Below are 22,715 nucleotides of genomic sequence, written 5' to 3'. Positions count from 1 at the left end.
CTCACTCGTTCGTCGGTGCCGCGGGCGCGCGGCACCGGGTGGTGCGGGGAGGACGAGGTCCTTCTTCAGCCGGGCAGCCCGGCGCCCACCGCGTCCCAGGCCTCGTCGACGAGGTCGGGCAGGGAGGCGGTGAAGTCGCTGGCGAACCAGCGGTGCAGCGAGGTGCGCATCGCCGCGGCGGCCACGGCGGCCAGCAGCATCGGCAGGACGTCGTCCACGTGCGTGCCGGTGCGCTCGGCGATCGCCGCCGCCAGCACCCGGTCGGACTCGCCGAAGGCGGCGACCAGTCGGCCGACCAGCGCCGGGTGCGCCTCGATGACCTGCACCCGGAGCGGCCACAGCTGCCGGTCCTCGGCCATCTCGGTCGCCTGGTCGCGGGCCAGCGCGCGCATCGCCGTGACGGCCGGCTCGCCCGCCGGCCGGGCGATCAACGCCTCGGCCTGCCGGGCCGCGGCCGCCGGGTCCAGCCCGACCACCGCGTCGTCCTTGGAGGCGAAGTAGTTGAAGAACGTGCGCGGGGAGACGTCGGCCCGGGCGGTGATGTCCTCGATCGACACGTGCTCGAGGCCGCGCTCGGCGACCAGCCGCAGGGCGGCCTCGTGCAGCGCCAGCCGGGTGGCGAGCTTCTTGCGTTCGCGCAGCCCCGACGTCACCGGCTCATCGTGGCCGAATCGTGCACGAACTGCAAACATGCGCGCCCTGCACGGCGCGCCGGCGTCAGGAGGCGCTCGCCCGGCCGACGTCGTCGCTGCGCCGGCGGAGGAAGTCGATGATCGTGGGCACCGTGGTCCGGGCCGCCGTCCGGCCGACGACCAGCCCCATGTGCCCGGCGTCGAGAGCCAGCTCGTGCTTGTCCGCGGAACCGACCAGGTCGATCAGCGGGGCGGTCGCGGCGGTCGGCACGATGTGGTCCCGGGTCGCCCGGACCGTCAGGAAGGGCAGCGTGACGTCCCGCAGGTGCACGGTGTCACCGCCGAGGACCAGCCGGTCGGTGAGCAACCCGTTGTCGCGCAGCAGCATCCGCACCGTCTGGCGTGCCGCGGCGCCGGGGAAGGGCACGTGGTCGTCCGACCAGCCGGTCATCGCCTGGTAGGCGGCGACGTACTGGTCGTCCCACAGCCGCTCCCACAGGGTCACGTACCGGGTCACCTCGGCCACCGGGGTCAGCGCCTTGAACCCCTGCAGGACGACCTGCGGCGGCACGTTGCCCGCGCTGTCGACCACGTCGTCGACGTCCAGACGGCCGGAGGCGAACACGTCGGCGAGCGGACCCAGGTGCCGGAAGTCGACCGGGGTGGCCAGCACGGTGAGGCTGCGCACCGGCGCGTCGGGGTGGTGCGCGGCGTGGAGCAGCGCGAGGTCCCCGCCGAAGCAGTAGCCGACCATGGTCAGCTCCTCGGTCCCGGACCGTTCCAGCACCCGGGCGACGGCGGCTGGGATGTAGTCGTCGACGTAGTCCTCGAGCTGGTTCTGGGCGTCCCGGTCGTCGGGCTCGCCCCAGTCCAGGAGGTACACGTCGAACCCCGCCGCGAGCAGCTGCTCCACGAAGCTGTTGCCCGGGGTCAGGTCGAGGATGTAGCTCCGGCTGATCAGGCTGAACACGACCAGCAGCGGTGGGGAGTGCCGGACGTCGTCGTTGCGGTAGTGCCACAGCTGCGTGCGGCCCCGCTGCCAGACGACGTCCTTCGGGGTCTGGCCGACGCCCGGGCGGTCGGCGCCGGCGGCCAGCCGGATGCCGTTACGCGCCCGCCGGGCGTTGCGTTCGACGTCGCGCCGGACGCGGTCCAGCACCGTCTGGGGGGTCGGCAGGTTCGGCATGGGGCTCCTCGGCGTCGGGCTGACGTGCGGCGGGCCGGCGCCGTTCGAGCTCCAGCTGCACGGTTAGCCGCCGGACCTCCCGGTCCAGCGCGCCGATCTGGGTGCGCAGCCGGCTCACGTCGCTGCCGGCAGGGAGGTTGAGCAGGTGCCAGGCGCGGGCGGTGACGCCCTCCGCCGAGCTGCGGGCCAGCGCCTGGGCCCGCCGCAGCACGGCGGTGCCGACGGCGAAGGACGGCGTCCGGACCAGCCGGTCGGCGTGCGGGGTGACCCGGCGCTCGGCGGCGTCGTAGGCCTGACGCCACAGCGGGGACTCCGTCATCGCGTCCCCTCCTGCGCGGGCACCTCCACCGCACGGCGCAGGATCTTGCCGGTCGGGCCCTTGGGCAGCGCGTCGACCAGCCACACGTGACGGGGGTACTTGTACGCCGCGACCCGCGCCTTGGCGAAGTCGCGCAGCTCGTCGGGGTCGGCGCTGGCGCCGGGCTTCAGGGCGACCGCCGCGGCGACCTCCTCGCCGAGCTCGGGGTGCTTGATCCCGATGCAGGCGACCTCGGCCACCGCCGGGTGCTCGTAGAGGGCCTCCTCGATCTCCCGCGGGTAGACGTTGTAGCCCCCGCGGATGATCATCTCCTTCTTGCGGTCGACGATGAAGTAGTAGCCGTCCTCGTCCTGCCGGGCCAGGTCGCCGGTGCGGAACCAGCCGTCCGGGATGGCCTTCGCCGTCTCCTCGGGCCGCTGCCAGTAGCCCTTCATCACGTTCTCGCCGCGGATGGCGATCTCGCCGACCTCGCCCGCCGCGACGTCCTTGCCGTCGTCGTCGACCAGTCGCTGCTCCACGCCGCGGATCGGCACGCCGATGGACCCGGGCTTCCGCTCGGCGTGCGGGTGGTTGAACGCGGCCACCGGCGAGGTCTCGGACAACCCGTAGCCCTCCAGCACGATGCAGCCGAAGGTCTCCTCGAAGGACCGCATCACCTCCACCGGCATCGCCGACCCGCCGGACACGCACAGCCGCAACGTCGAGACGTCGACGCCGTCGCGGTCGGGCGCGTGCAGCATCGCGGAGAACATGGTGGGCACGCCCTCGAACACGGTGACCGAGTCGCGCTCGATGACCGCCAGCGCCTTGGCCCCGTCGAAGCGCGGGATCAGCGTCAGGCACGCGCCGGCCAGCACCCCGGCGTTGAGCGAGCAGGTGAGCCCGAAGACGTGGAACAGCGGCAGGCAGCCCATGACCACGTCGTCCGGGGTGGCCTCCAGCAGGGTCTCCTCGGTGGTGCGGGCGTTGCTGCCCAGCCCCGCGTGGGTGAGCTCCGCGCCCTTGGGCTTCCCGGTGGTGCCGGAGGTGTAGAGGATCACCGCGGTGTCCCCGTCGGCCCGCTCGACCGCGGGGGTGACCTCGCCGGCCGGGCCCATGAGCTCCTCGGGGAACGCGGCGCCGACGGTCACCGCGTCGATCCCCACCGTGCCGGCGGCCTCGGTGACGGCGGCCGCCGCCTGCTCACCGGTCACGACGACCCGCGCCCCGGAGTCCTCCAGGTAGTACTCGACCTCGCGCGCCTTCAGCAGCGGGTTCATCGGCACGACCACCGCGCCGGCCAGCAGTGCGCCGTAGAAGACCACCGGGAAGGCCAGCACGTTGGGCAGGACCATGCCCACCCGGTCGCCGGGCTCCACGCCGCGCGCCCGGAGCCCCGCGGCGACGCGGAACGCGGCGTCCCGGAACTCGCGGTACGTCAGCGACGCCTCGTCCATCCGCAGCGCCGTGCGGTCGCCCTCCCGCTCCGCGGTGTCCAGCAGGTTCTGTGCCAGGTTGCTCATCGTCGAGTTCTCCCCCTCGGGTACCGGCCCCCCGCCTACCCGCCCGGGCGGTGATCTACCGCACATCCCCGATAGCGTTCCGGAGATCGACGGGACACCGTCCGGCAGCGGGCCGGACCCCCTCGGTGGCGGAGGAGCAGGTACCCGTGGCGGACCGCAGGATCCTGGACATGTTCTCCCTCGACGACCGCGTGGCGATCGTGACCGGGGCCTCCTCGGGGCTGGGTGCGGTGTTCGCCCGCGCGCTGGCCGAGGCCGGTGCCGACGTGGTGATCGCCGCCCGGCGGGAGGACCGGCTGGCCGACACCCGGGCGGCGGTCGAGCGCGCCGGCCGGCGGGCGGTCCCGGTGCGCACCGACGTGTCGGTGCCGGAGGACTGCCAGGCGCTGGTGGACCGGGCCGTGGCCGAGTTCGGGAAGGTCGACGTCCTGGTCAACAACGCCGGCGTCGGCACCGCCGTCCCGGCCACCCGGGAGACCCCGGAGCAGTTCCGCTCGGTCATCGACGTCAACCTCAACGGCTGCTACTGGATGGCGCAGGCCTGCGGCCGGGTGATGCTGCCGGGCAGCTCCATCGTCAACATCTCCAGCATCCTCGGGCTGACCACCGCCGGGCTGCCGCAGGCCGCCTACGCCGCCAGCAAGGCCGGGCTGATCGGGCTGACCCGCGACCTGGCCCAGCAGTGGACCGGTCGCAAGGGCATCCGGGTCAACGCCCTGGCCCCGGGGTTCTTCGCCTCCGAGATGACCGACAGCTACGCCGAGGGCTACCTCGAGTCGCAGTTGGGCCGGGTGCTGATGAACCGGCCGGGGAACCCGGAGGAGCTGGCCGCGGCACTGGTGTTCCTGGTCAGCGACGCGGGCGGCTACGTCACCGGCACCACGCTGCCGGTCGAGGGCGGCCTGCTCACCAGCTGAGCGGGCACCCGCCGATCGCGACCGCGGGGGGCCGACCGCAGACTGGGGGCGCGAGTCCACCGGTCAGCGGGGGCGCCGGCGGGGGGAGACCCGGAGCGATGACGGATGCGGGACCGGACGGGACGGTCGGGGACGGCCGGACGGTGGACCTGGGCGGGCCGGTGCACGTCGTCGACCACGGGGGTGCCGCCGACGGGTCGACCGTCGTCCTGGTGCACGGGCTCGGCGGCTCCCACCTGAACTGGGACCTGTTCGCCCCGCTGCTCACGCCGCACGCCCGGGTGCTGGCGCTGGACCTGCCGGGTTTCGGCGGCAGCGAGCCCGGCACCCGCCGGGCCACCGTGCAGGCCAACGTGGCGGTGCTGGACCGGTTCCTCCGCGAGGTCGCCGGGCCCCCGGTGGTCCTGGTGGGGAACTCGATGGGCGGGATGATCTCGATCCTGACGGCGGCGGCCGCACCGCACCTGGTGCGCGCGCTGGTGCTGCTCGACCCCGCCGTCCCCGGCCCGCTCCGGCGCCCCGACCCGCTGGTCGGCCTCACCTTCGCGACGTACGCGATGCCCGGGGTGGGGGAGTACGCCCTGCGGGCACGCCGGCTGCGGGCCGGGGCGCGCACCCAGGTGCTGGACATGCTCCGGCTCTGCGGTGTGGACCCGGCCACCGTCCCGGCGGCGCTGGTCGACCGCTCGGTGGCGCTGGTGGAGCAGCGGCGCGACGTCGCGGGCATGGACCGGGCGTTCCTGGCCGCGGCCCGCTCGCTGCTGCGCGTGCTCGCCGACCCCCGGCGCTACCGGGAGGCGATGGCGGCGATCGACGCGCCGGTGCTGCTGGTGCACGGGGACAGCGACCGGCTGGTGTCGGTGCACAACGCCCGGGACGTCGCCGCCCGCAACCCGGACTGGCGCTACGCGGAGCTGCCCGGCGTGGGGCACACCCCGCAGCTGGAGGTGCCCGAGGAGCTGGCCGCCCTCGTGCTCGGCTGGCTCGCCGACCTGCCGCCGGAGCCGACGGCCCGCTGACCTGCTGACCCGCTGACCTGCTCAGCTGCGGGCGGCGTCCACCTCGGCGCGGGTCGGCGGGTCGGCGCCGACCCGGGTGCAGGCCAGCGCGGCGACCAGGGCGGCCTCCGCCACGATCGGCTCGAGTGCCTCGTCGGTCAGCTGCTCGAGCGCGGCGCGGTCGGTGACGCCGGACCGGAGCAGGCCGGAGAGGAAGCCGGCGGCCAGCGAGTCGCCGGCCCCCACGGTGTCCACGATCTGCACGGCCGGTGGGGTCAGGTGCCGCAGCCGGCCCCCGGGGCGGGCCACCCGCAGGGGTGCGCCGCCGTCGGTGAGGAGCACCACGGCGGGTCCGCGCTCGGCCCAGCGGCGGGCCGCGTCGTCGAGGTCGGTGGTCCCCGGCTCCAGCCAGGCGAGGTCCTCGGCGCTGACCTTCACCACGTCGGCGGTGGCGACCAGCCGGTCGAGCCGGCGGCGGACGTCGGCGGCGGTGTTGCCGAACCCCTCGGCGAGCATCGGCCGGATGTTGGGGTCGACGCTGACCAGCGCCGTCCCACCGGCCCGCAGCCGCTCGACCAGGGCGGCGATCGGCTCGCAGCCCGGCGCCGTCCAGCTGGAGATCGACCCGACGTGCACCGCCCGGGAGTCGGCCGACCACCCGGCCTCCAGCTCGGCGTCGGTCCACTGCCAGTCGGCCGCGCCGAGGACGTGGAACCCGTAGTCGGCGGAGCCGTCCGGGGCCAGCCCGACGACGGCGAGGCTGACCGGGTCGGTGGAGTCCACCGCGCCGTCGAGGTCGACGCCGGACAGCTCGGCGTGCCGGCGCAGGTTGCCCGCCAGCGGCCCGCGACCGAACCGGGCCATCAGTCGCACCGGCTGGCCGAGCCGGCCGGCTGCCACGGCGACGTTGAGCGCGTTGCCGCCGGGCCGGGCGACGAACCGCGGCGCGGTCCCCTCCGGGCCGGCGTCGGCCGACCGGTCGGGGATGAGGTCGACGACCAGCTCGCCCAGCACGGTGAGGACGGCGGGGGACGGGTCGGCCGGAGAGGTGCTGCTCGACGTCGGGGTGACCACACCGTGAGCCTGCCAGGAAGGGAGCCGGTGCGTCGGCCGATCGTGCCCGGCCGCGCGATCGACGAGGATCGCACCGTGACGTCCCTCCCTCCTCCCCTCACCGTCACCGGCTCGTCCGGGCAGCTCGGCAGGCGCATCGCCCGCCGGCTCGCCGCGGCCGGAGTGCCCCAGCGGCTCGTGGTCCGCGACCCGGCGCGGGCGCCGGAGCTGCCGGGCAGCACCGTGGCGGTCGCCTCCTACGACGACGGGGCAGCGGTGCGTGCGGCCCTGGCCGGGAGCCCGGTCGTGCTGATGGTGTCGGCTGCCGAGCACCCCGACCGGCTCGGGCAGCACCGCACCTTCGTCGACGCGGCGGCCGCCGCCGGCGTCGAGCACCTGGTCTACGTCTCCTTCCAGGGTGCCGCACCCGACGCGACGTTCACGCTGGCCCGCGACCACTGGGCCACCGAGGAGCACATCCGTGCGCGTGGCCTGCGCGCGACGTTCCTGCGGGACTCCCTCTACGCCGACTTCCTCCCCCAGCTGGTCGGCGCGGACGGGGTGATCCGCGGCCCGGCGGGCGAGGGGCGGGTCGCGGCGGTCGCCCAGGACGACATCGCCGACGCCGCCGTCGCCGTGCTGCGCGACCCGGCGCCGCACGCCGGGGCGACCTACGATCTCACCGGCCCCGCGGCGCTGACCCTCGCCGAGGCCGCGGCGACGATCACCGCGGTCACCGGGCGGGAGGTCCGGTACCAGCCGGAGACCCTCGAGGAGGCCCGTGCCTCGCGGGCCTCCTACGGCGCGCCCGACTGGCAGGTCGACGCCTGGGTCTCCACCTACACCGCGATCGCCGCGGGGGAGCTCGCGACCGTCAGCGCGGCCGTGCCCGAGCTGACCGGGCACCCGGCCCGGACGCTCGCCGAGGTGGTGAGGGAGGCCCCGCGGGGGTAGGGCAGGGAGATGGCCGACCCGGGCGCTGTCCGCAGGTCCCTCCGCGCGGTGCGCTCCGCCGGGCTGGTGCGGCCACCGAGCCTGACCACCGGTGAGGACCGGACGGCGTCCCGGTTGGAGCTGTTCTTCGACCTGGCCTTCGTCCTCGTCGTCGCCGAGCTGGCCGGCGCCCTCCGCGAGGACGTGTCCGCGCACGGGGTGGCGGTCTTCGCCGGCCTGTTCGCCACCGTCTGGTGGGCCTGGGTCAGCTCCACGCTGTACGCCAACCGCTTCGACCACGACGACGTCGTCTTCCGGTTGCTCAAGCTGGCGAGCATGGCCGCGGTGGTCGGGCTGGCCGCCACGGCGTCGGAGGCCACCGGCGGGCGGCCGGCCCTCTTCGCCGGCTGCCAGGTGCTGCTGCGGGTGGTGCTGCTGCTGCAGTACGGCCGCGTGCACCGGCACGTCGAGGAGGCGCGGCCGCTGGCCCGCACCTACCTGGTGGCCTTCACCGTCGGCGCCGTGCTGTGGGCGGTGTCCATCGTCGTGCCCGTGCCGGTCTGCTTCGTCCTCTGGGGGCTGGCCGTCGCCGTGGAGGTCGTCGCGCCGCTGCGGGCCACGGCGGCGTCGGCCGGGGTCCCGCTGCACATGGAGCACCTGCCCGAGCGGTTCGCGCTGTTCGTCATCCTGGTGCTCGGCGAGTCCGTCGCCGCGGTGGCGCACGGTCTGTACGAGGCGCACTGGACGGCCGAGGCGGTGGCCGTGGGCGCGGTGTCGTTCCTGCTCGCCGCCGGGTTGTGGTGGAGCCACTTCGACCTGGCCGGCGCCGGCGCCAGGCGGCTGCTGGCCGAGGCGGGGGGCGAGCGCAGCGAGCGGGCCCACGACGTGTACGTCTTCGGGCAGCTGCCCGTCGCCCTCGCCCTCGCCGGGATCGGTGCGGGGATCCAGTTGGCCGTGCTGGAGAGCGGGCAGGGCGACGTGCCGCTGGGCACCCGGGTGCTGCTCGCCGGTGGGGTGGCGCTGTACCTGACGTCGGTCAGCGTGCGGAACAGCGGGATGGCGACCGGTGGCAGCCACGGGTGGTGGTGGCCGGTGCTGGCCGCGGCGCTCGCCGCGCTGGACCTCGTGCTCGACCTGCCGGCGGTGGTGGTCGTCGGGGCGCTGGCGGCCCTGCTGGTCGCGGTGATCGTCGTCGGCACCGTGCAGCGGGCGACCGGCGACCTCGAGGTCGACGCGGTCTGAGCGTCCGGACGCCCGCCCGGACGCCGTGGCGGGCACGGGAGACGGCAGGATGTCGGCGTGACCCGCGCGCCGTACCTGTCCAGCCGCCTGCAGGGCTTCGGGACGACGGTCTTCGCCGAGATGAGCGCCCTGGCGGTGACCACCGGTTCGATCAACCTCGGGCAGGGCTTCCCCGACGAACCCGGCCCCGCCGCGGTGCTCGACGTCGCCCGCGCGGCGATCGGCACCGCCCACGACCAGTACCCGCCGGGCCCCGGCCAGCTCGACCTGCGCACCGCCGTCGCGGAGCACCAGCAGCGCTTCCGCGGGCTGAGCTACGACCCGGCCGACGAGGTGCTGGTGACGGCGGGGGCAACCGAGGCGCTGACCGCCGCGCTCATCGCGCTGCTCGAGCCCGGTGACGAGGTCGTGCTGTTCGAGCCGATGTACGACAGCTACGCCGCCGCGGTCGCCATGGCCGGTGGCGTGCTCCGCCCGGTGCCGCTGCGCCCGCCGCCGGTCGCCTCGGGCGAGGTGTCCACCGAGCCGTGGACCTTCGACGAGGCCGACCTGCAGGCGGCGGTCGGCCCGCGGGCCCGGCTGCTGCTGCTCAACACGCCGCACAACCCGACCGGCAAGGTCTTCACCGCCGCTGAGCTGGCGGTGCTGGCCGACGTGGCGCAGGCCGCCGACCTGCTGGTGCTGACCGACGAGGTGTACGAACACCTGGTCTTCACCGGCGCCGAGCACGTCTCACCGGCCACGTTGCCGGGGATGCGGGAGCGCACGCTGGTGGTCAGCAGCGGTGGCAAGACGTTCAACACCACCGGCTGGAAGACCGGCTGGGTCTGCGGCCCGGCACCGCTGGTGGCCGCCGTCCGCACCGCCAAGCAGTTCCTCACCTACGTCAACGGCGGGCCCTTCCAGCCGGCGATCGCGGCCGGGCTGCGGCTGCCCGACGAGTACTTCCGGCACGTCGCGCACGACCTGGAGCAGCACCGCGACCTGCTGGTCACCGGGCTGGCCGAGGCGGGGCTGCCGGTCATCAGCCCGCAGGCCACCTACTTCGCGACCGTCGATGTCCGGCCGGTGCAGCCCGACGGCGACGGCTGGGCGTTCTGCCGGTCGCTGCCCGACCGGGCCGGGGTGGTCGCCGTCCCGACCGAGGTGTTCTACGCCCCGGAGCACGCCGCGATGGGCCGGCCCCTGGTGCGGTTCGCGTTCTGCAAGCGTGAGGAGGTCCTCGGCGAGGCCGTGGCCCGGTTGAGGAGGATGCGTTGAAGATCGCCGCCGTCCAGCACGACATCGTCTGGGAGGACCGGGAAGCCAACGTCGCCCGGCTGGCCCCGCAGGTGGCCCGGGCGGTGGGCGCCGGCGCGGAGCTGGTGCTGCTCACCGAGACCTTCTCCACCGGCTTCTCGATGACCCCGGGCATCGGTGAGCCCGAGGGCGGTCCGTCCTCGCAGTTCCTCGCCGCCCAGGCGAAGGAGCACGACGTGTGGGTGGCCGGCACCTGCCCGGAGGTCGCCGACGGCGAGGAACTGCCCTACAACTCCTTCGTCCTCGCCGGACCCGACGGCAGCACCCACCGCTACCGCAAGCTGCACCCCTTCGCCTCCGAGCGGGACCGCTTCCGCTCCGGCGAGGGGCCGGTGACCGTGCAGGTCGGCGACCTGCGGGTCACCCCGTTCATCTGCTACGACCTGCGCTTCGCCGACATCTTCTGGCAGACCGGACCGGACACCGACGTCTTCCTGGTGCCGGCCAACTGGCCCAGCGCGCGCCGGCACCACTGGACGACGCTGCTGCAGGCCCGGGCCATCGAGAACCAGGCGTACGTGGTCGGCTGCAACCGGGTGGGCACCGCCGGCGACGGCACCGAGCACACCGGGGACAGCCGCATCATCGACCCGATGGGGGAGCTGCTGGCCACCGCGTCGGGCGTGGAGACCATCGTGATCGCCGACGTCGACCCGGCCGAGGTCGCCGCCACCCGGGACCGGTTCCAGTTCTTGAAAGATCGACGGGGCCTGGCCGACCGACGGAGCTGATCAGGACGGCGGCAGCACGCACCCGCGCAGCCGTCCGCCGCTCCAGCGCAGCGGGGGCTCGCCCAGCGCAGCCCGGGCCTCGCGGCCGGACGTCCCGAAACTGGTGAGGTAGCGGTCCCAGAGCTGCTCCTGCGTGCGGAGCAGCCGGGAGAGTCTGTCGGTCATGCCCCGAGCCTGGCCGTCCGGCCGGTCGGCGTCCATGGCCGCGGTGGCGTCCACCGCGCCGTTCCTGCCAGATCGTCAGAAGTTGCCGCGGAGCTCCTGCTCGCGCTCGATCGCCTGGAACAGGGCCTTGAAGTTGCCGATCCCGAACCCGAGCGACCCGTGCCGCTCGATCAGCTCGAAGAACACCGTCGGCCGGTCGCCGAGGGGCTTGGTGAAGATCTGCAGCAGGTAGCCGTCCTCGTCCCGGTCGACGAGGATCCCGCGCCGTTGCAGCTCCTCGATCGGCACCCGGACCTCGCCGATCCGGGCCCGCAGCGCGGGGTCGGAGTAGTAGGAGTCCGGCGTGGTGAGGAAGGCGACGCCCTCGGCGCGCAGCGCGTCGACCGTGCCGACGATGTCGTCGGTGGCCAGCGCGACGTGCTGCGCGCCGGGGCCGCCGTAGAACTCGAGGTACTCGTCGATCTGCGACTTCTTCTTGCCGGCGGCCGGCTCGTTGAGCGGGAACTTGACCCGGTGGTTGCCGTTGGACACCACCTTGCTCATCAGTGCCGAGTAGTCGGTGGCGATGTCCTCACCGACGAACTCGGCCATGTTGGTGAACCCCATGACCCGGTTGTAGAAGGCCACCCACTGGTCCATGGCGCCGAGCTCGACGTTGCCCACCACGTGGTCGATGGCCTGGAACAGCCGCCGCGGGGCACCCGGCCGCTTCACGAGGGACGACGTCCGGGCGACGAAGCCGGGCAGGTAGGGACCGGAGTAGCGGGACCGGTCGACCAGGGTGTGCCGGGTGTCGCCGTAGGTGGCGATCGCGGCCAGCCGCACGGTGCCGTGCTCGTCGGTGAGGTCGTGCGGCTCGCTGAGCACCGTCGCCCCGGTCGCCCGGGCGTGTGCTGTGCAGACGTCGACGTCGGGCACGCTCAGCGCGATGTCGGCGATGCCGTCGCCGTGCCGGCGGTGGTGGTCGGCCAGCGGGCTGGCCGGGTCGTAGGCGCCGGTGACGACGAACCGCGCAGCGCCGCTGGTGAGCACGTAGGCGTGGTGGTCCCGGTTGCCGGTCTCCGGTCCGGAGTAGGCGACGAGCTCCATGCCGTACGCGGACTGGAAGAAGTGCGCGGCCTGGGTGGCGTTGCCGACGACCCACACCAGCGCGTCCCAGCCACTGACCGGGAACGGGTCGCGCGAGGGGTCGTGCTCGACGAGGCCGACCAGCTGCTGGAGCTGCTCCAGGCTCAGCTCGGCCAGCTTCTCGTCGTCGGTGAGGGTCTGCTCGATGCTCACGGCGCGCCTCCTCGGCTCGGGGTGGGGAGAGCGCACCGCATCGGCGCCCTGCTGCGCAACGAGCAGGGCGACGGGTGGGCAACCGGTCCACCCCGTACGGCCCGACCGCGCCGGTACTGTGCAGATCGACCAGTTGTGATCGCGATCACCCCGGGGGGCCCGCATGGCGACCGACGGGACCCGGCTGGACACCCTGGACCTGGCGCTGCTCCGGGCGCTGACCGAGCACCCGAAGGCCGGGGCGCTGGAGCTGTCCCGCCGGCTCGGCGTGGCCCGCGGCACCGTGCAGGCCCGGCTGCAGCGGCTGGAGGACACCGGCGTCGTCACCGGCTACGGCCCGGACGTCGACCTGGCCGCCGCCGGCTTCGGCGTGCAGGCGTTCGTCACCCTGGAGATCGCCCAGGGCGCGCTGGCGGACCTGACCGCGGAGCTGGCGGCGATGCCCGGCGTGCTGGAGGCGCACGCGACGACCGGGTCGGGTGACGTGCTGTGCCGGGTGGCGGCCCGCTCGCACGGCGACCTGCAGCAGATCCTGCTGCAGCTGGGCCGCTCCGGGTCGGTGGTGCGGTCGACGAGCGTGGTCGCGTTGTCCGAGCTGGTGCCGCTGCGCACGCTGCCGCTGCTGACGTCCGAGAGCGCGCCCCCGGCCCGCGCCCCGGGGCACCGCGGCGGCTGATCGGCCGCCGCCCGGCACGGACGGGCAGGAGGCTGGGACAATGGGTGCCATCGGCTCCGGCACGGGGCCGAGGACGTCGAGATGTGCAGGAGTCGCAGGATGCCCCAGGGCACGGTCAAGTGGTTCAACGCGGAGAAGGGGTTCGGGTTCATCGAGCCCGACGACGGCGGGCAGGACGTGTTCGCGCACTTCTCCGCGATCGCCGACGACGGGGGCTACCGCAGCCTCGACGAGGGGCAGCGGGTCGAGTACACCGCCAGCCCGGGGGACCGCGGCCCGCAGGCCGACTCCATCCAGCCCCTCGGTGGCGGCGGCGGTCGCGCGCCGGCCCGCGAGGAGCGCGGGCACCGCGACGACCCGCGGCAGGTCCGCGCGCCGCGGGCCGGCCGGGGCGGCGGCGGGAGCGGGTCCGAGGGCACGGTCCGCTGGTTCAACGCCGAGAAGGGCTTCGGGTTCATCGAGCCCGACGACGGCGGGGACGACGTCTTCGTCCACTTCTCCGCGATCGCCGACGACGGCGGCTACCGCAGCCTGGACGAGGGCCAGCGGGTCGAGTTCACCGCCAGCCCGGGTCAGCGCGGGCTGCAGGCCGACTCCGTCCAGCCGCTCGGTGGCGGGGGCCGGTCGCCGGCCCGCGACGACCGCCGGCAGTCCGCGCCGCGCGACCGCGGGAACGACCGCGCTCCGCGCGGCGGTGGCGGCTCGCAGGGCACGGTGCGCTTCTTCAACGCCGAGAAGGGGTTCGGCTTCATCGAGCCCGACGAGGGCGGGGACGACGTGTTCGTGCACTTCTCCGCGATCGTCGACGACGGTGGCTACCGCAGCCTGGACGAGGGCCAGCGGGTCGAGTACTCCGCGAGCCCGGGTCAGCGCGGGCTGCAGGCCGACTCGGTGCAGCCGCTGGGCAGTGGTGGCGGTGGCCGGCCCCCGGCCCGGGACGACCGCCGGCAGAGCGCCCCGCGCGACCGGGACCGCGCGCCGCGCGCACCGCGCGGTGGTGGCGGCGGTGGTGGGCAGGGCACCGTCCGGTTCTTCAACGCCGAGAAGGGCTTCGGGTTCATCGAGCCCGACGACGGCGGGGACGACGTGTTCGTGCACTACTCGGCGATCGCCGACCGGGGTGGCTATCGCAGCCTGGACGAGGGCCAGCGGGTCGAGTACACCGCCAGCCCCGGCCAGAAGGGCCTGCAGGCCGACTCGGTGGACCCGCTCTGACCTGAGCGCCGCATGACGGTCCACGTCGGGACGTCGGGCTGGAGCTACGACCACTGGGACGGCGTGCTGTACCCACCGGGCACGCCGTCCCGGGACCGGCTCGCGCACTACGTGCGGCGCTTCGGCACCGTCGAGCTCAACGCCAGCTTCTACCGCTGGCCGCGGACGGCGACGTTCGCGAGCTGGCGGCGCCGGCTGCCGCCGGGGTTCGGCCTGTCGGTCAAGGCGCCACGGGGGCTGACCCACGCCAAGCGGCTGTACGCGCCGGAGGTGTGGGTCGACCGGCTGGTGGCCTGCTGGCACGAGCTGGGCGACCGGCGCGCCGTGCTGCTGGTCCAGCTGCACCCCGGCCACCAGCGGGACGACGCCCGGCTGGACTGGTTCCTCGGCCTGCTGCCCGGCTGGATGCGGGTGGCGGTCGAGTTCCGGCACCCCAGCTGGCACGACGAGGCGGTGTACGCGCTCCTCGAGCGGCACGGCGCCGCCTACACCGTGATGAGCGGCGCCGGGCTGCCGTGCGTGCTGCGGGCCACCGCACCGTTCGTGTACGTGCGGATGCACGGCCCGGACCCCACGCACCTGTACGCCGGCTCGTACTCCAGCGCGGACCTGCGCTGGTGGGCCGACCGGGTGCGGGAGTGGTCCGACGCCGGCCGGGACGTGTACGTCTACTTCAACAACGACGGGTACGGGCACGCCGTCCGCAACGCCGAGGAGCTGCGCGGGCTGCTCAGCTGACCTCGAGCGAGCGCACCAGCGGGACGCCGGGCCGGTAGACCAGGTGCAGCCAGGACGGCGCGTCGACCACCGCCAGGTCTGCCCGTGCGCCCGGGGAGAGCCGCCCGACGTCGGCTCGCCGCAACGCCGCCGCACCGCCCGCGGTCGCCGACCACAGCGCCTCGGCCGGGGTCATCGCCATCTCCCGGACGGCCAGCGCCAGGCAGAACGCCATCGACGAGGTGAAGCAGCTTCCCGGGTTGCAGTCGGTGGCCAGCGAGACGGTCACCCCGGCGGCCAGCAGCGCCCGGGCGTCCGGGTACGGCGAGCGGGTGGAGAACTCCACGCCGGGCAGCAGCGTCGCCACCGTCGTCCCGCCGGCCAGCGCGTCGACGTCGGCGCCGGTGAGGTGGGTGCAGTGGTCGGCGCTGGCCGCACCGAGCTCCACCGCCAGCTGCACGCCGGGGCCGGCGGACAGCTGGTTGGCGTGCACCCGCAGCCCCAGCCCGGCGGCCCGCCCGGCGGTCAGCACGGCCCGGGCCTCGTCGCCGTCGAAGGCGTGCGGCGAGGCCGGCTCGCAGAAGACGTCGGCCCACCGGGCGTGCGGCGCGCAGGCCGTGAGCATCGGCCCGGTGACCAGCGCCAGGTAGTCGGCCCGGTCGGCACCGGGCGGGACCACGTGCGCGCCGAGGAACGTCGTCTCCGGGGTGACCTCCGCGGCCAGCCGCAGGCTGCGGGCCTCGTCGGCGACGGTGAGCCCGTACCCGCTCTTGACCTCCACGGTCGTCGTCCCCTGCGCGCGCATCTCCGCGACCAGCGCAGCCAGCCGGGCCCGCAGCTGCTCGTCGGTCGCGGCCCGGGTCGCCGCCACCGTCGAGGCGATCCCGCCGCCGTCGTACCGGGCGCCGGTCATCCGGGCGGCGAACTCCGCGGCCCGGTCGCCGGCGAAGACCAGGTGCGCGTGGCTGTCGACGAAGCCGGGCACGACCGCGCGGCCGGCCAGGTCGACGAGCCTGTCCGCGTCGGGGGCGCTCGTCGCCGGACCCACCCAGGTCACCACCCCGTCGGCGACCACGAGCGCGGCGTCGGGGACCGTGCCCAGCGGACCGGGGCCGAAGGCCTCGTCGTTGGTGACCAGCTCGCCGATCCCGGTGACCAGCGTGCTCACCGCAGGTCCCCGATCGCCGCGGCCAGCAGCGCGCCGACGTCGCCGAGCGCGTGCCGGCCGTCCTCGACGACCACCCGGCCGCCGACGACGACGGTGCCGACGTCCGCGGCGGTGGCGACCAGCGGCAGCTCGCCCGGCGCGCAGCCCGCCGTGCGCACCGAGTGCGGCCGGACGGCGACGAGGTCGGCCCGCTGCCCGACCGCGATCCGCCCGGCGTCCGGCCAGCCCAGCGCCCGGTGCCCGGCGGCGGTCAGCGCGGTGACCAGCTCGGCGGGGGTGAACCGGCCGCGCTCGCCGGAGACCAGCCGCTGGTGCTCCTCCAGCGCCCGGGCCTCGCCGAGCAGGTCGCCGCGGACGTGCTGGTCGCTGCCCAGGCACAGCGGCACCCCGGCGTCGGCCAGCCGGCGGAACGGGCCGATCCCGTCGGCCAGGTCGGCCTCGGTGCTCGGGCAGGCGCAGACACCGGTGCCGGTGGCGGCCAGGGTCGCGATGTCGTCGGCGGTCAGGTGGACGGCGTGCACCGCCGTGGTGCCCGGGCCCAGCACGCCGTGCTCGGCGAGCAGCGCCGTGGGTGTCCGGCCGGTCGCGGCCAGCGCGGCCGCGTTCTCCGCGGGCTGCTCGGACAGGTGCACGTGCAGCGGGCGGCCCTGCGCGGCCGCGGCGACGGTGGCCAGCTGGTCGGCCGGGACGGCGCGGACCGAGTGCACCGCCGCGCCGATCCGCAGGCCGGGACGCGGGGCGAGAGCGGCGACCCGGGCGGCCCAGGCCTCGGCGTCGCCGTCGGAGAAGCGCTGCTGCACGTCGTCCAGCGGGGTGCCGTCGAGTCCGCCGGTGAGGTAGCAGGTGTCGAGCAGGGTGAGCCGCACCCCGGCGTCGGCCGCGGCGTGGACGAGAGCCTCGGACATCGTGTTGGGGTCGGCGTACCGCCCGCCGCCGGGTGGGTGGTGCAGGTAGGAGAACTCGCCGACGCAGGTGACGCCGGCCAGCGCCAGCTCCGCGTACGTCGCCCGGGCGAGCGCCAGGTACTGGTCGGGGTCCAGCCGGGCGGCCACGGCGTACATCTGCCGGCGCCAGGTCCAGAAGCTGCCGCCGCCGTCGTGCGTGCGGCCGCGCAGCGCGCGGTGGAAGGCGTGCGAGTGCGCGTCGGCCAGCCCCGGCAGCACCAGCCCGGCCAGCCGCCGGTCCCCGGGGCCCGGGTCCGCGACCTCGACAGCGGTGATGACGCCGCCCGCCTCGGTCACCCGGACGCCGTCCACCGGTCCGTCGAGCCACGCCGACTCGCACCACCAGGTGGTCATGCCAGCTCCTGCACCACGCGGGCCAGGGCGGCGACCCCGGCCAGGCAGTCGGCCTCCTCGGCGTGCTCGGCGGGGGAGTGCGAGACCCCGGTCGGGTTGCGGACGAACAGCATCGCGGTCGGCACGCCGGCGGCGGCGAGGACGCCGGCGTCGTGGCCGGCCCCGGTGGGCAGCACCGGCGCGGGGACGCCGTCCGTGCCCAGCGCCGTGGCCAGCCGGTCCCGCAGCGCGGGGTCGAACACCGTCGGCCCGGTCCAGGACTCCTCGACCGGCTCGGCGCCGGCCGCGTCCCCCACGGCGGCGACCACCGCCCGGACGTCGGCCTCGCGACCGCCGCGGGCGTCCAGCCAGGCGGTCACCGACGACGGGATCGCGTTGACGCCGTTGGGGGCCACGGCGAGCTTGCCGATGGTGGCCACCGTGCCGGCCTGCTCCGCGGCGGACCGCGCGGCGAGCACGGCGGCGGCCAGGGCGAGCATCGGGTCCTCGCGGTCGGCCAGCCGGGTGGTGCCGGCGTGGTCGGCCCGGCCGCGCAGGTCCAGCCGCCAGCGGCCGTGCGGCCAGATCGACGAGGCGACCCCGACCGCGGCGTCGAAGTCGACGAGGGAGCGGCCCTGCTCGACGTGCAGTTCGACGAACGTGCCGACGCGGCGCAGCGTCTCCTCGTCCCGGCCCACGGCTGCCACGTCCAGGGAATCGCGCATCGCCTCGGCCATCCAGGTGCCGTCGGCGTCGGTGAGCGCGCGGGCCCGGTCGGCGTCCAGTGCGCCGGTGAGCAGCTTGGACCCGGCGCAGGCGACGCCGAACCGGGCGCCCTCCTCGTCGGAGAAGCAGGCGATGCCGAGCGGGCGGGTCGGGGCCCGGCCGGAGGCGCGCAGCAGGTCCAGCGCCGCGAACGCCGACACGACGCCCAGCGGTCCGTCGAAGGCGCCGCCGTCCGGGACCGAGTCCAGGTGGCTGCCGAGCACCAGCCCGGGCCCGTGCGCGTCCGGGTCCGCCGTCCAGGCCCAGAGGTTGCCGGCCCGGTCGCCGACGACGTCGAGCCCACGGGCCTGCGCCGAGGCGGTGAACCACTCCCGCAGGACGGCGTCCGTGCGGGTCCAGGCGAACCGCCGGTACCCGCCGGACGGCGCGCGCCCGATTGCCGCGAGCTCCGCCCACATCCCGGCGAAGGTCACGACTTCCCCACCGCCAAGAGCATGCTCTTGGCGGTCACGGGAGTTCGGTCATCGGGACGCGGATGCCCTGCTCGTGCGCCACCTCGGCGGCGCGGTCGTAGCCGGCGTCCACGTGCCGCAGCACGCCGGTGCCCGGGTCGTTGCTGAGCACCCGGGCCAGCTTCTGCGCGGCCAGCGGCGTGCCGTCGGCGACGCTCACCTGCCCGGCGTGCAGCGACCGGCCGATGCCCACCCCACCGCCGTGGTGGATGGACACCCAGGTGGCCCCCGAGGCGGTGTTGACCAGGGCGTTGAGCAGCGGCCAGTCGGCGATCGCGTCCGAGCCGTCGGCCATCGCCTCGGTCTCCCGGTAGGGCGAGGCCACCGAGCCGGTGTCCAGGTGGTCGCGGCCGATGACCACCGGCGCGGACAGCTCGCCGCTGGCGACCATCTCGTTGAACCGCAGCCCCGCGACGTCCCGCTCGCCCTGGCCCAGCCAGCAGATCCGCGCCGGCAGCCCTTGGAAGGCGACCTTCTCCTGGGCTGCCCGGATCCAGCGCTGCAGCCGGTCGTCGTCGGGGAACAGCTCGAGGACGGCGCGGTCGGTCGCGGCGATGTCGGCCGGGTCGCCGGACAGCGCGGCCCACCGGAACGGGCCCTTGCCCTCGCAGAACAGCGGCCGGATGTAGGCCGGCACGAAGCCGGGGAAGGCGAAGGCCCGGGAGTACCCGCCCTGCCGGGCCTCGTCCCGGATGGAGTTGCCGTAGTCGAAGACCTCGGCGCCGCCGTCGAGGAAGCCGACCATCGCCTCCACGTGCCGGGCCATCGACGTCCGCGCCCGGTCGGTGAACTCCTCGGGCTTGGCGGCGGCGTGGTCGTGCCAGTCGGCGGGGTCGACGCCCTCAGGCAGGTAGGACAGCGGGTCGTGCGCGGAGGTCTGGTCGGTGACGACGTCGACCTCCACGCCGCGGCGCAGCAGCTCCGGGAAGACCGTCGCCGCGTTGCCGACCAGCCCGACCGACAGCGCCCGGCGGCCGGCCTTCGCGTCCAGGCAGCGGCGGACGGCGTCGTCCAGGTCGTCGGCCACCTCGTCGAGGTACCGGTGCTCCACCCGCCGGCGCAGCCGGGTCCCGTCGACGTCGACCACCAGGCAGACCCCGCCGTTGAGGGTGACGGCGAGCGGCTGCGCGCCGCCCATCCCGCCGCACCCGCCGGTGAGGGTGAGCGTGCCGGCCAGCGTGCCGCCGAACCGCTTGTCGGCGACCGCGGCGAAGGTCTCGTAGGTGCCCTGCAGGATGCCCTGGGTGCCGATGTAGATCCACGACCCGGCGGTCATCTGGCCGTACATCGTGAGGCCGAGCTGCTCCAGCCGGCGGAACTCCGGCCAGGTCGCCCAGTCGCCGACCAGGTTGGAGTTGGCGATGAGCACCCGCGGCGCCCACTCGTGCGTACGGAGCACCCCGACCGGCCGGCCGGACTGCACCAGCATCGTCTCGTCCTCGGCGAGGGTGGTCAGCGTGCGGACCATGGCGTCGAAGCTCCGCCAGTCCCGCGCCGCGCGGCCGGTGCCGCCGTAGACGACGAGGTCGTCGGGGCGCTCGGCGACCTCCGGGTCGAGGTTGTTCTGCAGCATCCGCAGCGGCGCCTCGGTCTGCCAGCTGCGGGCGGTGAGCGTCGTCCCCCGCGGGGACCGGACCGGTCGTGCGCCGTCCATGGTGTTCTCCTCAGTGCAGGTCGAGTGCGGTGGCGGTCAGGACGGCGCCGGTCGAGACCAGCCCGACCACCGCCTCGATCTCCGGGGCCAGGTGCCGGTCGGGACCGGGACCGGGCACCCCGGCGGCCCGGACGGCGTCCCGCACCGCGCCGGTGGCCGGGGCAGGTGCGAGCGGGGCCCGCAGGTCCAGCGCCCGGGCGGCGGTGAGCACCTCGATCGCCAGCACCCGGGTCAGGCCGTCGAGCGCGCGGCGCAGCTTGCGAGCCGCGTGCCAGCCCATCGAGACGTGGTCCTCCTGCATCGCCGAGGAGGGGATCGAGTCGACGCTGGCCGGCACCGCGAGCCGCTTGAGCTCGCTGACGATCCCCGCGGCAGTGTACTGGGCGATCATGTGCCCGGAGTCGACGCCGGCGTCGTGCGCCAGGAAGGGCGGCAGCCCGTGGCTGCGGGCGGCGTCGAGGAACCGGTCGGTGCGCCGCTCGCTCATGCTCGCCACGTCGGCCACCGCGATCGCCAGGAAGTCCAGCACGTAGCCGACCGGGGCGCCGTGGAAGTTGCCGTTGGACTCCACCCGCCCGTCGGGGGTGACCACCGGGTTGTCGACGGCGGCGGCGAGCTCGCGGTCGGCGACGGCGGCCGCGTGGGCGAGGGTGTCCCGGGCGGCGCCGTGCACCTGCGGCGCGCAGCGCAGCGAGTAGGCGTCCTGCACCCGGGTGCACTCCGGTCCGCGGTGGCTGGCCATCACGCCGCTGCCGGCCAGCAGCGCCCGCAGGTTGGCCGCGGACGCGGCCTGCCCGGGGTGCGGGCGCAGCGCCTGCAGGTCGGCGGCGAAGACGGCGTCGGTGCCCAGCAGCGCCTCGACGCTCATCGCGGCGGCGACGTCGGCGGTGGCCAGCAGCCGGCGGAGGTCGCCGAGGGCCAGCAGCAGCATGCCGAGCATCCCGTCGGTGCCGTTGACCAGCGCCAGCCCCTCCTTCTCGGCCAGCTGCACCGGGGCGATGCCGGCCTCGGCCAGCGCCTCGGCGGCCGGGTGTAGGGCGCCGGCCGGGTCGCGCACGGTGCCCTCGCCCATCACCGCCAGCGCCACGGCCGACAGCGGGGCGAGGTCGCCCGAGCAGCCCAGCGACCCGTACTCGTGCACGACGGGGGTGAGGCCGGCGTCGAGCAGCGCGGCGTACGCGCAGGCGGTCTCCGGGCGGACGCCGGTCCGGCCGGTCGCCAGCGTCGACAGCCGCAGCAGCACCAGCGCGCGCACCACCTCCCGCTCCACCTCGGGGCCCGAGCCCGCCGCGTGCGAGCGGATGAGGCTGCGCTGCAGCTGGGCGCGCTGCTCGACCGGGATGTGCCGGGTGGCCAGCGCGCCGAAGCCGGTGGAGATGCCGTAGTGCGGCCGTTCGTCACCCGCGAGCTCGTCGACGACGTCGCGGCTGGCGGCGATCGCGGTCAGCGCCTCGTCGGCCAGCCGGACGCCCCAGCCGTCCCGGGCCACCCGGACGACGTCCTCCGGGGAGACCGGACCGGTGCCGACGACGACCTGCGGGGTGCCCATGGACCCATCGCACACGCTGGGGGGACCTGGTCACCAGAGCCGGAGGGCCACTGGTGTCCGGGATCCCGGACAGTTCAGCCGGGCGGGTGGCCGTTGATCCGCCGGGTCAGCTCCGCCGCGGCCCGGCCCACCCGGCGGGCCAGCTCGACCCGGCCGCCCTCGTCGACGTCCCCGGCGGGGAAGGTGACCGCGACGGCGGCCGCCGGCCGGGCGGCGTGGTCGTGCACCGCGGCGGCGACCGAGGCGAAGCCGGGGGTCACCTCGCCGTCCTCGCCGGCGTGCCCGGCCCGGCGGACGTCGGCCAGCAGCCGGCGCAGTTCGGAGAGCCGTCGCGGCCCGGAGCCGTGCCGGTCGACGAAGGCGGTCCCGTCCGGGAAGAGCGCCCGGACCTGGGCCGGCGGCAGGCCGGCCAGCATCGCGCGGCCGCTCGCGGTGAGCTGGGCGGGCAGCCGGACGCCCACGTCGGTGACCAGCGGCGGACGGCCGGGAGCGCGCTGCTCGACGACGTAGAGCACCTCCCGGCCGTGCAGCACGGCCAGGTGGGCGGAGTGGCCGACCGCGTCGACCAGCCGGGCCAGCACCGGGCGCGCCAGCCGGGCCAGCGGCTCCTGCCGGGAGTACGCGCTGCCGATCTCGAAGGCGCTCACGCCCAGCCCGTAGCGCCGCTCCTCGGGCAGGTGGACGACGAAGCCGGCATCGACCAGCTCGGCGAGGAGCGAGTAGGTCGTGGACCGGGGCAGGCCGAGGTCGCGGGCCAGGGCGGCGGCCGGTACCGCGCCGGGCTGCCGGGCCAGCGCCTGCAGCAGCGCCAGCACCTGCCGGGCCGCGGGCACCCCGGGCCGGGGCGTGCCGGCGCGCGGCTGCCCGGGCTGGTCGGTCACCGGGTCCGGCACGGCGGGCAGCCTAGTGTTCGCACCTCGCGGGCCCGGTCCAGGAGGTGCCGGCCGCACGGTGCAGAGGAGC

22 protein-coding genes are annotated in these 22,715 nt (G+C 75.5%); 9 read left to right on the top strand and 13 right to left on the bottom strand.

Features of this window, described 5'->3' with window-relative positions; translation table 11 throughout:
• Positions 1-65 precede the first annotated feature (65 nt).
• The 4 genes from FHL80_RS09995 to FHL80_RS09980 all read right to left on the bottom strand — a co-directional run bounded on the left by FHL80_RS09995 (position 66) and on the right by FHL80_RS09980 (position 3,639).
• Positions 66-653, bottom strand: a complete 588-nt coding sequence (locus FHL80_RS09995; RefSeq protein WP_216870575.1) for a TetR/AcrR family transcriptional regulator — start codon at positions 651-653, stop codon at positions 66-68.
• Between the two features lie 64 nt (positions 654-717).
• A complete protein-coding gene (locus tag FHL80_RS09990; protein ID WP_138733268.1) occupies positions 718-1,818 on the bottom strand; it encodes an alpha/beta fold hydrolase in 1,101 nt (366 codons plus the stop codon).
• The gene (locus FHL80_RS09985; protein WP_138733267.1) at positions 1,739-2,137 is read right to left on the bottom strand and encodes a hypothetical protein; all 399 of its coding nucleotides are present in this window, start codon (positions 2,135-2,137) and stop codon (positions 1,739-1,741) included. The genes FHL80_RS09990 and FHL80_RS09985 overlap by 80 nt, the downstream gene beginning before the upstream one ends.
• Positions 2,134-3,639, bottom strand: a complete 1,506-nt coding sequence (locus tag FHL80_RS09980; protein WP_138733266.1) for a long-chain-fatty-acid--CoA ligase — start codon at positions 3,637-3,639, stop codon at positions 2,134-2,136. Before FHL80_RS09980 ends, FHL80_RS09985 begins: the two co-directional genes overlap by 4 nt.
• Positions 3,640-3,785: 146 nt before the next feature.
• Between FHL80_RS09980 and FHL80_RS09975 the strand changes: the two genes are divergently transcribed.
• Complete coding sequence (locus tag FHL80_RS09975) at positions 3,786-4,556, top strand: SDR family NAD(P)-dependent oxidoreductase (protein WP_246078588.1); 771 nt, start codon at positions 3,786-3,788, stop codon at positions 4,554-4,556.
• Between the two features lie 98 nt (positions 4,557-4,654).
• A complete protein-coding gene (locus FHL80_RS09970; RefSeq protein WP_246078587.1) occupies positions 4,655-5,575 on the top strand; it encodes an alpha/beta fold hydrolase in 921 nt (306 codons plus the stop codon).
• 21 nt (positions 5,576-5,596) lie between these two features.
• Here the strand turns inward: FHL80_RS09970 and FHL80_RS09965 are convergent, their stop codons facing one another.
• Positions 5,597-6,628 (bottom strand): carbohydrate kinase family protein, encoded by a 1,032-nt coding sequence (locus FHL80_RS09965; RefSeq protein WP_138733265.1) that lies wholly within the window; start codon positions 6,626-6,628, stop codon positions 5,597-5,599.
• A gap of 75 nt (positions 6,629-6,703) precedes the next feature.
• On the opposite strand from FHL80_RS09965, the gene FHL80_RS09960 reads away from it, so the two are divergent.
• From FHL80_RS09960 to FHL80_RS09945, 4 genes are read left to right on the top strand one after another with little or no spacing between them, the layout of a single operon-like run.
• Positions 6,704-7,561, top strand: a complete 858-nt coding sequence (locus FHL80_RS09960) for an SDR family oxidoreductase (protein WP_138733264.1) — start codon at positions 6,704-6,706, stop codon at positions 7,559-7,561.
• Between the two features lie 9 nt (positions 7,562-7,570).
• Positions 7,571-8,782, top strand: a complete 1,212-nt coding sequence (locus tag FHL80_RS09955; RefSeq protein ID WP_138733263.1) for a low temperature requirement protein A — start codon at positions 7,571-7,573, stop codon at positions 8,780-8,782.
• A gap of 57 nt (positions 8,783-8,839) precedes the next feature.
• Entirely contained in the window at positions 8,840-10,042 is a 1,203-nt protein-coding gene (locus tag FHL80_RS09950; protein ID WP_138733262.1) for a pyridoxal phosphate-dependent aminotransferase, read from the top strand.
• On the top strand, positions 10,039-10,812 hold the full coding sequence (locus FHL80_RS09945) for a nitrilase-related carbon-nitrogen hydrolase (protein WP_138733261.1): 774 nt from the start codon (positions 10,039-10,041) through the stop codon (positions 10,810-10,812). Before FHL80_RS09950 ends, FHL80_RS09945 begins: the two co-directional genes overlap by 4 nt.
• Here the strand turns inward: FHL80_RS09945 and FHL80_RS25405 are convergent, their stop codons facing one another.
• Together FHL80_RS25405 and hppD are read right to left on the bottom strand one after the other, a co-directional pair.
• Positions 10,813-10,977: a hypothetical protein gene (locus FHL80_RS25405; RefSeq protein ID WP_216870574.1), complete on the bottom strand. Its 165-nt coding sequence runs from the start codon at positions 10,975-10,977 to the stop codon at positions 10,813-10,815. It abuts the gene before it with no gap.
• Positions 10,978-11,052: 75 nt separating this feature from the next.
• Positions 11,053-12,258, bottom strand: a complete 1,206-nt coding sequence (gene hppD, locus FHL80_RS09940; RefSeq protein ID WP_138733260.1) for a 4-hydroxyphenylpyruvate dioxygenase — start codon at positions 12,256-12,258, stop codon at positions 11,053-11,055.
• A gap of 163 nt (positions 12,259-12,421) precedes the next feature.
• Between hppD and FHL80_RS09935 the strand changes: the two genes are divergently transcribed.
• From FHL80_RS09935 to FHL80_RS09920, 3 genes are all read left to right on the top strand, one after another.
• A complete protein-coding gene (locus FHL80_RS09935; RefSeq protein ID WP_138733259.1) occupies positions 12,422-12,934 on the top strand; it encodes an Lrp/AsnC family transcriptional regulator in 513 nt (170 codons plus the stop codon).
• Positions 12,935-13,033: 99 nt separating this feature from the next.
• Positions 13,034-14,149: a cold-shock protein gene (locus FHL80_RS27210; RefSeq protein ID WP_439331089.1), complete on the top strand. Its 1,116-nt coding sequence runs from the start codon at positions 13,034-13,036 to the stop codon at positions 14,147-14,149.
• A gap of 12 nt (positions 14,150-14,161) precedes the next feature.
• Positions 14,162-14,887 carry a DUF72 domain-containing protein gene (locus FHL80_RS09920; RefSeq protein ID WP_138733258.1) on the top strand — a complete coding sequence of 242 codons (726 nt, stop codon included), beginning with the start codon at positions 14,162-14,164 and terminating at the stop codon, positions 14,885-14,887.
• On the opposite strand, the gene hutI is transcribed toward FHL80_RS09920, so the two are convergent.
• The 6 genes from hutI to FHL80_RS09890 all read right to left on the bottom strand — a co-directional run bounded on the left by hutI (position 14,880) and on the right by FHL80_RS09890 (position 22,645).
• Positions 14,880-16,034: an imidazolonepropionase gene (hutI, locus tag FHL80_RS09915; RefSeq protein WP_138733257.1), complete on the bottom strand. Its 1,155-nt coding sequence runs from the start codon at positions 16,032-16,034 to the stop codon at positions 14,880-14,882. The genes FHL80_RS09920 and hutI overlap by 8 nt on opposite strands.
• Entirely contained in the window at positions 16,031-17,332 is a 1,302-nt protein-coding gene (locus FHL80_RS09910) for a formimidoylglutamate deiminase (protein WP_138733256.1), read from the bottom strand. Before FHL80_RS09910 ends, hutI begins: the two co-directional genes overlap by 4 nt.
• A complete protein-coding gene (locus FHL80_RS09905; RefSeq protein WP_216870573.1) occupies positions 17,329-18,510 on the bottom strand; it encodes an allantoate amidohydrolase in 1,182 nt (393 codons plus the stop codon). The genes FHL80_RS09910 and FHL80_RS09905 overlap by 4 nt, the downstream gene beginning before the upstream one ends.
• 34 nt (positions 18,511-18,544) lie before the next feature.
• Entirely contained in the window at positions 18,545-20,203 is a 1,659-nt protein-coding gene (hutU, locus tag FHL80_RS09900; RefSeq protein ID WP_138733255.1) for a urocanate hydratase, read from the bottom strand.
• A 10-nt stretch (positions 20,204-20,213) separates the two neighbouring features.
• Positions 20,214-21,752: a histidine ammonia-lyase gene (hutH, locus tag FHL80_RS09895; RefSeq protein ID WP_138733254.1), complete on the bottom strand. Its 1,539-nt coding sequence runs from the start codon at positions 21,750-21,752 to the stop codon at positions 20,214-20,216.
• Between the two features lie 74 nt (positions 21,753-21,826).
• On the bottom strand, positions 21,827-22,645 hold the full coding sequence (locus FHL80_RS09890) for an IclR family transcriptional regulator (protein WP_138733253.1): 819 nt from the start codon (positions 22,643-22,645) through the stop codon (positions 21,827-21,829).
• Positions 22,646-22,715 lie beyond the last annotated feature (70 nt).

The organism is Modestobacter excelsi (genome assembly GCF_005930495.1).
GTDB lineage: Bacteria > Actinomycetota > Actinomycetes > Mycobacteriales > Geodermatophilaceae > Modestobacter > Modestobacter excelsi.
Note: the sequence above shows the minus strand (reverse complement) of the source record. Positions and strands in the feature narration are given on the sequence as shown.

What these genes read in the sequence shown, in the direction of transcription:
- FHL80_RS09990 (WP_138733268.1), bottom strand. Translation starts at nt 1,818, where the DNA reads ATGCCGAACCTGCCGACCCCCCAGACGGTGCTGGACCGCGTCCGGCGC.
- FHL80_RS09985 (WP_138733267.1), bottom strand. Translation starts at nt 2,137, where the DNA reads ATGACGGAGTCCCCGCTGTGGCGTCAGGCCTACGACGCCGCCGAGCGC.
- FHL80_RS09980 (WP_138733266.1), bottom strand. Translation starts at nt 3,639, where the DNA reads ATGAGCAACCTGGCACAGAACCTGCTGGACACCGCGGAGCGGGAGGGC.
- FHL80_RS09970 (WP_246078587.1), top strand. Translation starts at nt 4,655, where the DNA reads ATGACGGATGCGGGACCGGACGGGACGGTCGGGGACGGCCGGACGGTG.
- FHL80_RS09955 (WP_138733263.1), top strand. Translation starts at nt 7,571, where the DNA reads ATGGCCGACCCGGGCGCTGTCCGCAGGTCCCTCCGCGCGGTGCGCTCC.
- FHL80_RS25405 (WP_216870574.1), bottom strand. Translation starts at nt 10,977, where the DNA reads ATGACCGACAGACTCTCCCGGCTGCTCCGCACGCAGGAGCAGCTCTGG.
- FHL80_RS09935 (WP_138733259.1), top strand. Translation starts at nt 12,422, where the DNA reads ATGGCGACCGACGGGACCCGGCTGGACACCCTGGACCTGGCGCTGCTC.
- FHL80_RS27210 (WP_439331089.1), top strand. Translation starts at nt 13,034, where the DNA reads ATGCCCCAGGGCACGGTCAAGTGGTTCAACGCGGAGAAGGGGTTCGGG.
- FHL80_RS09920 (WP_138733258.1), top strand. Translation starts at nt 14,162, where the DNA reads ATGACGGTCCACGTCGGGACGTCGGGCTGGAGCTACGACCACTGGGAC.
- FHL80_RS09910 (WP_138733256.1), bottom strand. Translation starts at nt 17,332, where the DNA reads ATGACCACCTGGTGGTGCGAGTCGGCGTGGCTCGACGGACCGGTGGAC.
- hutU (WP_138733255.1), bottom strand. Translation starts at nt 20,203, where the DNA reads ATGGACGGCGCACGACCGGTCCGGTCCCCGCGGGGGACGACGCTCACC.
- hutH (WP_138733254.1), bottom strand. Translation starts at nt 21,752, where the DNA reads ATGGGCACCCCGCAGGTCGTCGTCGGCACCGGTCCGGTCTCCCCGGAG.